The sequence below is a fragment of the Uliginosibacterium sp. TH139 genome, from assembly GCF_002855595.1.
Lineage (GTDB): Bacteria > Pseudomonadota > Gammaproteobacteria > Burkholderiales > Rhodocyclaceae > Uliginosibacterium > Uliginosibacterium aquaticum.
Genome location: NZ_PKRR01000003.1, coordinates 216871 through 228340 on the forward strand (window position 1 = coordinate 216871; position 11470 = coordinate 228340).

The 11470-nt window shown below is 64.7% G+C and carries 12 protein-coding genes; 4 read left to right on the top strand and 8 right to left on the bottom strand.

The genetic code is table 11. From position 1 onward, the window contains the following. Position 1 precedes the first annotated feature (1 nt). From C0V76_RS08075 to C0V76_RS08090, 4 genes are all read right to left on the bottom strand, one after another. Entirely contained in the window at positions 2-637 is a 636-nt protein-coding gene (locus C0V76_RS08075; RefSeq protein WP_101941883.1) for a protein-L-isoaspartate O-methyltransferase, read from the bottom strand. A 71-nt stretch (positions 638-708) separates the two neighbouring features. Further along, the gene (locus C0V76_RS08080) at positions 709-3843 is read right to left on the bottom strand and encodes an efflux RND transporter permease subunit (protein WP_101941884.1); all 3135 of its coding nucleotides are present in this window, start codon (positions 3841-3843) and stop codon (positions 709-711) included. Continuing rightward, positions 3840-4937, bottom strand: coding sequence for an efflux RND transporter periplasmic adaptor subunit (locus C0V76_RS08085; protein ID WP_101941885.1), 1098 nt, complete (start codon positions 4935-4937; stop codon positions 3840-3842). Before C0V76_RS08085 ends, C0V76_RS08080 begins: the two co-directional genes overlap by 4 nt. Further along, positions 4934-5578 (bottom strand): TetR/AcrR family transcriptional regulator, encoded by a 645-nt coding sequence (locus C0V76_RS08090; protein WP_101941886.1) that lies wholly within the window; start codon positions 5576-5578, stop codon positions 4934-4936. Before C0V76_RS08090 ends, C0V76_RS08085 begins: the two co-directional genes overlap by 4 nt. A gap of 202 nt (positions 5579-5780) precedes the next feature. Between C0V76_RS08090 and C0V76_RS08095 the strand changes: the two genes are divergently transcribed. The 4 genes from C0V76_RS08095 (at position 5781) to C0V76_RS08110 (ending at position 8766) form a co-directional block, all read left to right on the top strand. Next, the gene (locus tag C0V76_RS08095; protein WP_101942228.1) at positions 5781-6029 is read left to right on the top strand and encodes a FeoA family protein; all 249 of its coding nucleotides are present in this window, start codon (positions 5781-5783) and stop codon (positions 6027-6029) included. After that, positions 6026-7882 (top strand): ferrous iron transporter B, encoded by a 1857-nt coding sequence (locus C0V76_RS08100; protein WP_101941887.1) that lies wholly within the window; start codon positions 6026-6028, stop codon positions 7880-7882. The genes C0V76_RS08095 and C0V76_RS08100 overlap by 4 nt, the downstream gene beginning before the upstream one ends. Continuing rightward, positions 7879-8130 carry a DUF6587 family protein gene (locus C0V76_RS08105; RefSeq protein WP_101941888.1) on the top strand — a complete coding sequence of 84 codons (252 nt, stop codon included), beginning with the start codon at positions 7879-7881 and terminating at the stop codon, positions 8128-8130. The genes C0V76_RS08100 and C0V76_RS08105 overlap by 4 nt, the downstream gene beginning before the upstream one ends. A 108-nt stretch (positions 8131-8238) precedes the next feature. After that, positions 8239-8766 (top strand): hypothetical protein, encoded by a 528-nt coding sequence (locus C0V76_RS08110; RefSeq protein ID WP_101941889.1) that lies wholly within the window; start codon positions 8239-8241, stop codon positions 8764-8766. A gap of 69 nt (positions 8767-8835) precedes the next feature. Here C0V76_RS08110 and gloA read toward each other — a convergent pair whose 3' ends face one another. The 4 genes from gloA to gmhB are packed head-to-tail and all read right to left on the bottom strand — an operon-like array spanning position 8836 to position 11332. Then, positions 8836-9225 (bottom strand): lactoylglutathione lyase, encoded by a 390-nt coding sequence (gene gloA, locus C0V76_RS08115; RefSeq protein ID WP_101941890.1) that lies wholly within the window; start codon positions 9223-9225, stop codon positions 8836-8838. Positions 9226-9264: 39 nt separating this feature from the next. Next, positions 9265-10023 carry a M48 family metallopeptidase gene (locus C0V76_RS08120; protein WP_101941891.1) on the bottom strand — a complete coding sequence of 253 codons (759 nt, stop codon included), beginning with the start codon at positions 10021-10023 and terminating at the stop codon, positions 9265-9267. After that, the gene (locus tag C0V76_RS08125; RefSeq protein WP_101942229.1) at positions 10023-10787 is read right to left on the bottom strand and encodes a 1-acyl-sn-glycerol-3-phosphate acyltransferase; all 765 of its coding nucleotides are present in this window, start codon (positions 10785-10787) and stop codon (positions 10023-10025) included. Before C0V76_RS08125 ends, C0V76_RS08120 begins: the two co-directional genes overlap by 1 nt. A gap of 2 nt (positions 10788-10789) precedes the next feature. After that, the gene (gene gmhB, locus C0V76_RS08130; RefSeq protein ID WP_101941892.1) at positions 10790-11332 is read right to left on the bottom strand and encodes a D-glycero-beta-D-manno-heptose 1,7-bisphosphate 7-phosphatase; all 543 of its coding nucleotides are present in this window, start codon (positions 11330-11332) and stop codon (positions 10790-10792) included. Positions 11333-11470 lie beyond the last annotated feature (138 nt).

An 11470-nucleotide genomic window follows, 5' to 3' on the forward strand; every position in this document is an offset into this window, starting at 1 on the left:
CTCAGAACGCGAAGGCGGCCGCCGGCGTGCGCAAGGCGTCCACCGAGGTTTCAAACAGGGCACGGCTGCCGCCCGCCGGCGTGTACAGGCGCACACAGAGCACCGGCGCACTGCCCACGCAAGCCAGCAGGCGGCCGCCCGGCTTGAGCTGGGTCAGCCAGGCCGCCGGCACTTCGCGCACCGCACCGCTCGCTACGATGAGGTCATACGGCCCATGCGCCGCATCGCCCTGCAAGCCGTCAGCCTCCTCCACCGTTACGTTGGCTACCCCGGCATGGGCCAGATTGGCGCGCGCCAGGCTCACCAGGACCGGATCAGCCTCCACCACCCGCACGCTCGTAGCATGCACGGCCAGCAGGGCGGCCAGATAGCCTGAGCCAGTGCCGATCAAGAGCACGTTCTCGCCCCGCTTGGGCGCCGCAGCCTGCAGCAGGCGGCCAGCCACGATGGGCGTCAGCATCTTGCGCCCGCCCGGCAGGGGCAGCGCCACATCAGCAAAGGCCAGGGCCTGTTGCGCTGGCGCCACGAAGCGCTCGCGACGCACCAGCGATACGGCCTCCAGGGCGGCCGGGTCGAGCACCTCAGCAGGGCGCAGTTGCTGCTCGATCATGTAGAAGCGGGCCTGTTCGATATCCATTCTTGTTTCCTTCCTGTATGGGGGCGGGGGCGTAAGCCGGGAATTCTAGCCTGTGCGCGCCGGCCCCGCCCTTAGGCCTTACATTCTTTCACCCGGTACCAGGCGGCATACAGCGCCGGCAGGAACAACAAGGTCAGCACCGTGGCGACCAGCAGCCCCCCCATGATCGCCACCGCCATCGGGCCAAAGAAGGCCGAACGAGATAGCGGGATCATCGCCAGGATGGCCGCCAGGGCGGTCAGCATGATCGGGCGGAAGCGCCGCACGGTGGCTTCGACGATCGCCTGCGCAGGCGGTACGCCGTTCTTTTCGTCCTGATCAATCTGGTCGATCAGGATCACCGAGTTGCGCATGATCATGCCCGAGAGCGCAATGGTGCCCAGCATGGCGACGAAGCCGAAGGGCTGGCCGAAACCGAGCAGCGCAAGCGTCACCCCGATCATGCCCAGCGGGGCGGTGAGCACCACCATCAACATGCGCGCGAAACTCTGCAACTGCAGCATCAGGATCGCCAGCACCACAATGATGAACAGCGGCACGCCGGCCGCCACCGAGCTGCCGCCCTTGGCACTTTCTTCCACCGCGCCACCCACTTCAAGGTGATAACCCAGCGGCAGAGAGGCACGGATCGCTTCGATCTGCGGCGCCAGTTGCTGGACCACTTCAGCCGGCTGAACGCGGCCATACAGGCTGGCACGCACGGTCACCGTCGGCAGCTGGTTACGGCGCCAGATCAGACCCGGCTCGAAGTCATATTCGAGCGTGGCGAGCTGCGACAGGGGCACGCCGCGACTGCTGCCAACCGGGATCACCAGCTCGGAAAGCCAAGCCAGGCCCAGATCACGCCGGCTGCTGCGCATCTGCAACTCGATGACTTCGCTGCCTTCGCGGAACTGGCTCACCGACACACCGTTCAGCGCGGTGGCAAGGAATTGCTGCACCGCTTCGCGGGACAGGCCGGCCAGCCGCGCCTTCTCGGTGTCCACATGCAGACGCACGACCTTCGAGGCCTCCTCCCAGTCCTTCTGCACATTCGACAGATGCGGATTGGCGCGCATCACACCAGCCAGCTGGCTACCGATCTGCTGGATGCGCTCGTGCTCCGGCCCACTGATCCGGTACTGCACCGGGAAGCCCACCGGCGGCCCGTTCTCGAGCCGGTTGATGGAGGCGCGTAGCTCCGGATACTCCTGCTGGAAGAGCTCGATCAGGCGCGCACGCAAGGCCTCGCGCTCCGGCATGCCGCGCGCGAGGATCACGAACTGGGCAAAGTTGGCCTGCGGCAGCTGCTGATCCAGCGGCAGATAGAAGCGCGGGCTCCCCCCGCCCACGTAGGCCACGTAGTTTTCGATGCCTTCCTGCTGCTGCAAGTAGTGCTCGATGCGCTCCACCGAACGCTCCACAGCCTTCAGCGAAGCACCTTGCTGCAGACGCAGATCAAGCAGCAGCTCGGGGCGAGTCGAATCCGGGAAGAACTGCTGCGGCACGAAACGGAAGCCCCAGATTGACACGGCGAAGGCCAGCAGGGTCGCGCCGATCACCATCCAGCGATGCTGCACGCACCAGCCCACGGTCTGGCGAAAACGCGCGTAAAAGGGCGTGGAATAGATCGCTGCTTCGGAGTGGGTATGGTGGCTGCGCTCGATCAGGCGCACCGCGAGGCGCGGCGCCAGTTTTGCCAGCAGGCGCACAAGGATGCCGGTCTTGCCGGAGCGCTTGGAGAAATCGGGCAGCAGCCAGTAGCCGATGAAGGGCACGAAAAGAACCGCCGCCACCCACGAAACGAGCAGCGCGATCACCGTGACCTCGAAGATCGAGCGCGTGTATTCGCCGGTTGAAGAAGCTGCCGTGGCAATCGGCAGGAAGCCCGCCGCAGTGACCAGGGTGCCGGAGAGCATTGGCCAGGCCGTCGAGGTGTAGGCAAAGGCCGCGGCGCGAGCGCGCTCCCAGCCCTGCTCCATCTTCGTCGCCATCATCTCCACCGCAATGATGGCGTCATCCACCAGCAGGCCCAGCGCGAGAATCAGCGCACCCAGCGAAATCTTGTGCAGGCCGATGTTGAAGTAGTACATGAACAGGAAGGTGATCGCCAGCACCACCGGGATACTGATCGCCACCACCACGCCTGTACGAAAACCCAGCGAGAGCAGGCTCACGGCCAGCACGATCACCACCGCTTCGGTCAGCGAACGTACGAAATCCTGCACCGACTCGGTCACCGCGCGCGGCTGGTTGGCCACCCGCTCGAACTTCACGCCCAGTGGCAACTGCGCTTCGATCTTCGCGCTGGCCTCATCCATGTGGCGGCCCAGCGCGATGATGTCACCCCCTTCACGCATCGACACGCCGATGCCCAGCGCCTCGCGCCCCATGAAACGCATCTTGGTTGCTGGCGGATCAACGTAGCCACGCTTCACCTCGGCCACGTCGCCGATGCGCAGGGTGCGCCCGCCCGCGCGCAGCGACAGGGCACGAATGTCGTCAAGCGACACAAATTCGCCCTTGGCACGCAGGAACACGCGCTCGTCCTGCAGCTCGAAATAGCCGCCGGCGAGCTTGCTGTTCTGCTCCGAGATCGCCGCCATCAGGGTCTTCGGGTCGATCCCCAGGGTCGCCATGCGCAGCGGCGAGAACTCGATGTAAATGCGCTGCTCCTGCTCGCCGAAGAACTCCACCTTGGCTACGTCCGGCAGGCGCAGCAATTCCAGGCGGATCGCCTCGGCATGGCGCTTGAGTTCGGTGTAGGAGAGCCCCTCGCCGGTCAGCGCAAAGATGTTGCCGAAGGTGTCGCCGAATTCGTCATTGAAGAAAGGGCCCTGGGCGCCGGTCGGCAGGGTGTGGCGCATATCGCCCACCTTTTTGCGCACCTGATACCAGATGTCCTTCATCTGGCTGGATTTGAGCGAATCACGCGCCACCACGATGATCTGCGACTCCCCCGGGCGTGAGTAGCTTCTCAGCGTCTCGACCTCGTTCATCTCGCGCAGCTTCTTCTCGATCTTGTCGGTCAGCTGTTGCTCGACTTCCAGCGCACTGGCGCCCGGCCATTTGCTGGTCACCACCATCACCTTGAAAGTGAAGGGCGGATCTTCGCTCTGACCCAGACGCGTATAGGAGAACAGACCGATCAGCGTCGCCACGAGCATCATGAACAACACGATCTGCGGATGACGCAGCCCCCAGTCGGAAAGATTGAAGCTTTTCATCGCTTCACATCCAGTACCACCGGTGCGCCCTGCTCCACCGGCCGCACCTTGAGGCCGGCAGACAGCGCATGGGCCCCCACCGTCACCACCCGCTCGCCGGGCTTCACGCCCCCCGTCAGGCGCACCTTCTCATCTCCCCAGGCCGCCACCTCCACCTCGCGCGGCTGCACCTGATCCTGCTCATCGACGATCCACACCCGGCCCTTGCCCCCGTCGCCGCGGATCACCGCGGCCAGCGGCAGCTCGATATTCGCTCCGGCAGGGATGGGCAGCACAAAACCCGCCGCTGCCGTGGAGCCCAGGCCCAGATGTTCGTCGGGCGCCGTCACGCTGATGCGGGCGGCATAGGTGCGGGTACTGGCGTCGGCACTCGCGGCAAGCTCGCGCAGCACGCCAGAATAGAGCTTGTCCGGCGCACTCCAGGCCTGCACCTGGGCCACCTGACCTGGTTTGAGGCCGGCCACGCGGGATTCCGGAATCCACACCAGCACCTCGCGCTGGGCTGGGTCAGCAATCCGCAACACCAGCTGACCAGCCGCCAGCACCTGGCCTACTTCAATCGGCGCCGCCGTGATCACGCCATCTCGCTCGGCCACCAGTTGTGCATAGCCCAGCTGGTTCTGCGCCACTTCACGCGCAGCCAGGGCTTGCTGGCGGCGAGCCTGAGCCGCATCGAACTGGCTGCGCCGCGCATCCACAGCGCTGACACTGAGAAATTTCTGTGCAAAGAGATGCTGCGCCCGCTCGTAATCGGCTTTGGCCAGGGCCAGATCCGCTTCGGCGGCCGCCAGCTGAGCTTCGGCGGATTTGGCCGAGAGCCCCAGGTCTGCCGGGTCAAGCCGCGCCAACACCTGCCCCTTGCGTACCGTGTCGCCCAGATTCACGCGTCGCTCAAGCAGCTTGCCGGCCACGCGGAAAGCCAGATCGGCTTCGTAGCGCGAGCGCACCTCGCCCGCGTAGGCCAAGGTATTCACGCCCGCAGCGCTGCCAGCCCGGATAACCACCGCCGCCTGCGGCGCCGCCTGCGGAGGGGGCGCCTTGTGACAGGCAGACAGCGTCAGGGCGCTGGCGATCAGGAAAATGGTACTTCTCATCGGGAACTCCTGGCAGGAGGCGGCTCGCACAGCAAACCGCGCATGAACATGTCCAGATGGGTCTGAACGTAAAGATCGGGTGAAACGGTCTGCGCCTCGCAGCCAGCAAAGGACTGCTGCCACAGACAACTGAACATCAGCGGGGCAATGGCCAGCTGGCACATCATCAGCGGATCACAGGAGCGAAACACGCCAGCCTGGATGCCGCGCTCCAGTACCGTCGCGAACAGGGCGTGGCCACGCTGCACGACATGTTCGTGATAGAAGGCCGCAATCTCTGGAAAATTGCCCGCCTCGGCCATTACCAGCTTTGAAATGCCGCCCAAGCGCGGATTACCCAGCACCTGCCAGTACCGCAGCAGCAACTCACGCAAGAGCTGCGCCGGATCGGTTGCGTGCTGCGCCAGCAAGGCCTCGCCGGCCGCTAGGTGCGGCAGCACCGCCTCCTGCACCACGGCCCGGAACAGGGCTTGCTTACTCTCGTAATAAAGAAACACCGTGCCCTTGGAAACGCCGGCACGGCGGGCAATGTCCTCCATGCGTGCGGCAGCGAAACCCTTGCCGACGAAAACGTCGAGCGCCGCCGCCAGCAGTTCGGCCGGGCGGGTTTCCTTGCGACGCTGGCGAATGGCACGGGTCATGGAAGGCAAGCAGGGGGAGTGCAGCAAAGACAACAAAGAATGGAAAGGCAACAAACCACCGGGGCCGTCAGCCAAACAAATGACTAACCGGTCAGTAATTATTGGCGAAGACACAGGATTTGGCAAAGGCTTGATAAAACCCTGTTCACAAAACAGTCGATGAGAAGTATTCTCAATTGCAACACATCGCATACTGATGACCATGAAGCTGTCCGAACTCACGCCGGGTGTGCCGGCCACCGTCCTGCAGGTCTGCGAACAAGGCAGCCCCGATCCGATCGCCAGCCGCCTGCGCGATCTCGGCTTTGTAGCGGGTGAGCCAGTCAGTCTGGTCGCCCACGGACCTTTCGGCGCTGAGCCTCTGCTGGTGCAGATCGGCTTCACACGCTTTGCCCTGCGCCGCTCGGAAGCCGCGCGCATCACCATCGAACTGCCAGGAGCCCGTGCATGAACAGCGCCAGCCTGATCACCACCCCGCTCTCCCTGGCCCTCGTTGGCGTGCCCAACTGCGGCAAGACGGCCCTCTTCAACCGCCTCACCGGCAGCCGCCAGAAAGTGGCGAATTACGCCGGCGCCACCGTCGAGCGCAAGGAAGGCTTCTTCGTACTGCCCTCAGGCCGCCATGCCCGCGTGCTGGACCTGCCCGGTGCCTATAGCCTCAACGCTACCAGCCCTGACGAGGCGGTAACCCGCGACGTGTGTCTGGGCCAGCATCCGGCCGAACAACAGCCGGACTTGCTGCTGTGCGTGGCCGACGCCACCAACCTGCGTCTGCACCTGCGCTTCGTACTTGAGTTGAAACGCCTCGGCCGCCCGATGGTACTGGCCCTGAACATGGCCGATGCCGCCGCCCGCCGTGGCATCCGCATCGATGCCCAGGCACTTGAGGCCATTCTGGGCATCCCTGTCATTGAGACCATCGCCATCAAGAAGAAGGGGGCGGCCAACCTGATCGCGGCCCTCGACGGCCACCTGCCGCCGGCTCCGCCAAAACTTGCGGAAGACGCCGACCTGCACGCCGAAACCCGCCGCATCCTGGCCGCCACGGTCAGCATGCCGAGCCCGACCAGCCCGGTCGACGCCGCCATCGACCGCTGGGTACTGCACCCGGTGCTGGGCCTGGTAATCCTCGCCGCCGTCATGCTGGTGGTCTTCCAGTCAGTGTATGCCTGGGCCGGGCCGTTTTCGGACGGTATCGAGGCTGGCATCGGCGCACTCGGCGCTCTGGTCGGCGAACACGTACCGGAAGGCCTGCTGCATAGCCTGATCGTGGACGGCATCATCGCCGGCGTCGGCGGCGTGCTGGTGTTCCTGCCGCAGATCCTGATCCTGTTCTTCTTCATTCTGGTGCTCGAAGAATCCGGCTACCTGCCGCGCGCGGCCTTCCTGCTGGACCGCTTCATGGTCGGCGCCGGCCTTTCGGGCCGCGCCTTCATCCCGATGCTGTCGAGCTTCGCCTGCGCGATTCCCGGCATCATGGCCACCCGCAGCATCCCGGATCCGCGCGATCGCTTCCTGACCATCCTCGTCGCGCCGATGATGACCTGCTCGGCCCGCCTGCCGGTGTATGCCCTGCTGATCGGCGCCTTCATCCCGGACCGCGCCATTGGTGGCGTGTTCAACCTGCAGGGCCTGACCCTCTTCGCGCTCTACATGGCCGGGATCTTCGGCGCGCTGAGCGTGGCCTGGGTGGCCCGCCTACTCGGTCGTCGCGGTGCGGAAGAACAGGCCCTGATGATGGAAATCCCGGCCTGGCGCCTGCCCAATCCGCTCGACGTGCTGCTGGGCCTCAAGGAACGCGGCCTGATCTTCCTGCGCCGCGCCGGCACCCTGATCCTGGCACTGTCAGTGCTGCTGTGGTTCCTCGCCACCTTCCCGACCCCGCCGGCAGACTGGAGCCGCCCGGCTATCGAATACAGCTTCGCCGGCCATATCGGCCGCGCCCTGGCCATCTTCTTCGAGCCGATCGGTTTCTCCTGGCAGATCTGCGTAGCCCTGATTCCGGGTCTGGCCGCACGCGAAGTAGCCGTCTCCGGCCTCGCCTCGGTGTATGCGATCTCCGGCGCTGGTGAGGAGGAAACTGCCCAGATCCTCGGCACGGCACTCGCCAACGAATGGTCGCTGGCCACCGCTTTCGCCCTCCTCGCCTGGTATGTGTTCGCCCCGCAGTGCCTGGCCACGCTCTCCGTGGTGCGCCGCGAAACCGCTTCCTGGCGCGCCACCGCCGTGTGGGCAGCTCTTTTGACCGGCCTCGCCTACGGCGCAGCCTTCCTCACTTTCCACATCACGGCCGCACTGACATGAGCTACGCCTCGCTCGAACCCGTCATCCTCGCGCTGGTGCTGGTCTTCAGCCTGTGGGGGGCCCTGCGCAAAGCGGCCCCCAAGCTCTCCCTGCTGATCGGCGCGGCCTCCCGCAAGGCAGGCCTGCCAGAGGCTGTAGCCAGCCGGCTTTTTGGCAGCCCGGCAGCCTGCAACAGCGGCTGCGGCAGTTGTGGTGGCTGCGAAAAACCGGCTGAAAGCACGCCGGTGCACTTCCATCCCCGTAGCTGAGGCACCAAGTTTTACAAAGCCCAGGCTTTCCCGCACTCAAGCTCGCCCGTCACCGCCCGTTACTCCGGACAAGATCGGCAGTTTTGCCGCCGCTGCTGGAGAAGCACCATGAAATTCTGGAACGGGTCCCTGATGTATGCCCCGCGCTCACCGGAGTACTACGCCATTCCGGGCACCGAGCACTGCATTTTCCGCCTCATGTACAAGTACCAGGACGCCGTGGCCTGGAACCTGTACTGGCTGACCAAACCGCAAACTGATCTGATCCCGCTGCATCCGCAGGACTGGCATCGCTACTACGAATCCTTCAGCGGCCAGGAAACCCGTGCTTTCTATGACGCGCTGGACACCGTCGTGCTCAACAGCATGACGCTCGCCACCATCATGGCCCGGCCGCCGCGCGAGGCGATCCGCCTGCTGCGGGGTGCGCATCTGGAACGCACCCGTTTCTATCAGCTTGCGGGCGGCGAAGCCTGGCGCAGCACCCTGCTCGGCCGGCTGTTCCTCGCCGAGCGCTTGAGCGATAGCCACAACAGCAGCGGTAACGCCGGCAATGTGGTGCTGGCCGACTTCATCCTGCATCGCTACACCCGTCCCGGCAGCACGGAATACAAGCAGATCCGCCGGCCGGCCTGAATCCAGCTCCACCAAAGAGAAAGCCCCGCGTGCGGGGCTTTCTCTTTGGGCGAATCAGCGAGGCAAGACTCAGAGCGTACCGCGCTGAATCAGCTCGATCTTGTAGCCATCCGGATCCTGCACGAAGGCGATCACGGTCGTGCCATGCTTCATCGGGCCGGCTTCTCGCGTCACCACACCACCACGGGCCTTGATCTCGGCGCAGGCGGCATAGGCATCCTCCACCGCAATCGCCACATGGCCAAAGCCGGTGCCCAGCTCATAGCTTTCCACGCCGTAGTTGTAGGTCAGCTCGATGACCGCACCGTCCGCTTCGCTGCCATAACCAACGAAGACGTTGGTGAACTTGCCTTCGGGGTGATCCGAAGTGCGAATCACGTTCATGCCCAGCACTTCGGTGTAGAACTTGATCGAGCGATCCAGATCGCCAACGCGGATCATGGTGTGCAGTACGCGCATATGTAACTCCTTGAAAGTGGGGAGCAGGGCTCCCGTGAATCAGAACACCGGAATGACGCGGTGAGCCTGTTTGAGCGCCGCTTCGTCGCGCTCGTAGTCGGGCTTGAGTTCGCCGACCAGGCGCCAGAAGCGCGGCGAGTGGTTCATTTCCACCAGATGCGCAACCTCATGCGCCACCACGTAATCAATCTGCGGTCGTGGCAGATGGATCAGGCGCCAGTTGAGGCGAATGCCGGAGAGCTTTGAGCAGCTGCCCCAGCGCGTGCGAGCGTTCGACAGAGACAAGGGCGGGCGCTGGATCTCAGGGTAAGTGCGCTGGAGCAGATACACATACTCATCGAGGCGGCCGGCAAAGTACGGCAGGGCGTACTCCTGCAGGCCGCGCAGGAGCAGGCGCGGCGCATCCTCATGACGGCGCAGATGCAGATGCAGCTCGCGCCGCGCATAGCCTTCCACCCAGCGCGTGCGGTTGGCACCGGCCGTCCAGTGCACCGTGCAGGGCTCGCCAAACACCGGCAGTTGCATACCGTCACTGATCTGCACGGAGGATGGCGGCTGGCGCTGCGCCCACTCATCGAGCTTCTCGACGATCCAGGCCGCACGCTCGCGCATGAAGGCTTCGGTCTCGCGCAGGCTGGCACGCAGCGGGATGGTCACAGTAAGCCCGCGCCGGTCGATCTGCATGCCCAGCGTGCGGCGCGCACTGCGGCGCAAGGTGAATACGATCTCGCGCGGCCCCAGCCGGAGAGTGCGCTGTTCCGCGCCGGTCGTACTCTGGGCGGTGCGCTGCAGCTCCATCAATGGGCGACCCGGGCCGCTTCGCGCTTGCTGCCAAGCGACTGACGATAGTGCTGCGGGAAGAGGCGATGCATCTCGCCCTCGATCCAGGCAGCCGCCTCGGCATTCACGGCCTCGGCGCTACGGCCGGCCGTATCAATGGCGGGGCCGATGCTCACGGTGATTTCCCCGGGACGCTTGACGAAGGCATTGCGCGGCCAAAACTCACCAGCGTTATGCGCAATCGGCACGATCTTGCGGCCCGTCTCCACCGCCAGCGTGGCGCCGCCGATCTTGTAACGCCGCTGCCCACCCACCGCGGTGCGCGTGCCCTCCGGGAAGATCACCACCGAATAGCCCTCATTCATCAAGGCGCCCCCCTGCTCCACCACCTGGCGCAAAGCATCCTTGCCGGCACTGCGGTCGATGGTCACGATCGGCATCTGAGCCATCCCCCAGCCGAAGAAGGGGATGCGTAGCAGTTCGCGCTTGGCTACATACGCCGAGGGCGGCAGGAAAGCCGCCAGCGCCAGGGTTTCCCAGGCCGACTGATGCTTGGCGAGAAACACCACCGGCTCGGCCGGAATGTTCTCCAGGCCCTCTACGCGATGGGTGATGCCGAGAAGGCGGCGAAAGGCGCCGAGGGTGTAGCGGGCATTCCAGCCGGTCACGAAGTCGTAGCGCTGGCGCAGGCTCATCCAGCGCGTGAGGGCCACAAAACCGGTGAAGGGCAGGAAAACAAAGAGCAGGAACAGCGCAAAAACCAGTGAGCGCAACAGGTTCAGCATCAGGCCTTGTATCCGAGCAGGTGATTGGCGACGGCGGAGAGGTCCGGGAAGACCTTGGTCCCCACCGGCAGCTCAGGATCGAGGGCGGTCTTGCTGCCCTTGCCGGTCAGCACCAGATAGGGCGTGCAGCCCAGCGCCTGGCCGGCCACCAGATCGCGCAGGCTGTCACCCACGGCCGGCACGCCCTTGAGGTCCATATTGAAGCGCTCAGCCACCTGCTGAAACATACCGGGCTTGGGCTTGCGGCAATCGCAGGGCGAATCCGCCGGATGCGGGCAGAAGAAAATCGCATCGATGCGCCCGCCCACGGTGGCAAGGCACTTGATCATCTTGTCGTGGATCGCGTTGAGCGTATCCATGTCGAAGAGGCCGCGCCCGACACCGCTCTGGTTGGTGACCACCACGATCTTGTAGCCCGCCTCGCCCAAGCGGGAAATCGCTTCAAGGCTGCCGGGAATCGGCTTCCACTCCTCCGGCGACTTGATGAACTGGGCGGAATCGATGTTGATGACACCGTCACGGTCGAGAATGATCAGTTTCACTTGGCTCTCCGGGAAGAGGGTTGAAGAGAAGGGGAAAGGGAGAATCAGGAGGGGATCGATCCCGGCCCGGCTTCGCCCGCTTCCCGTTCAACACATCGGGCAGAAAGGAGTGGGCGCAGTGCTCGCACACTCCTCGCC

Bases quoted from the DNA above. Each gene is read 5' to 3' on its own strand.
- C0V76_RS08075 (WP_101941883.1), bottom strand. From the start codon at position 637: ATGGATATCGAACAGGCCCGCTTCTACATGATCGAGCAGCAACTGCGC.
- C0V76_RS08080 (WP_101941884.1), bottom strand. From the start codon at position 3,843: ATGAAAAGCTTCAATCTTTCCGACTGGGGGCTGCGTCATCCGCAGATC.
- C0V76_RS08085 (WP_101941885.1), bottom strand. From the start codon at position 4,937: ATGAGAAGTACCATTTTCCTGATCGCCAGCGCCCTGACGCTGTCTGCC.
- C0V76_RS08090 (WP_101941886.1), bottom strand. From the start codon at position 5,578: ATGACCCGTGCCATTCGCCAGCGTCGCAAGGAAACCCGCCCGGCCGAA.
- C0V76_RS08095 (WP_101942228.1), top strand. From the start codon at position 5,781: ATGAAGCTGTCCGAACTCACGCCGGGTGTGCCGGCCACCGTCCTGCAG.
- C0V76_RS08100 (WP_101941887.1), top strand. From the start codon at position 6,026: ATGAACAGCGCCAGCCTGATCACCACCCCGCTCTCCCTGGCCCTCGTT.
- C0V76_RS08105 (WP_101941888.1), top strand. From the start codon at position 7,879: ATGAGCTACGCCTCGCTCGAACCCGTCATCCTCGCGCTGGTGCTGGTC.
- C0V76_RS08110 (WP_101941889.1), top strand. From the start codon at position 8,239: ATGAAATTCTGGAACGGGTCCCTGATGTATGCCCCGCGCTCACCGGAG.
- gloA (WP_101941890.1), bottom strand. From the start codon at position 9,225: ATGCGCGTACTGCACACCATGATCCGCGTTGGCGATCTGGATCGCTCG.
- C0V76_RS08120 (WP_101941891.1), bottom strand. From the start codon at position 10,023: ATGGAGCTGCAGCGCACCGCCCAGAGTACGACCGGCGCGGAACAGCGC.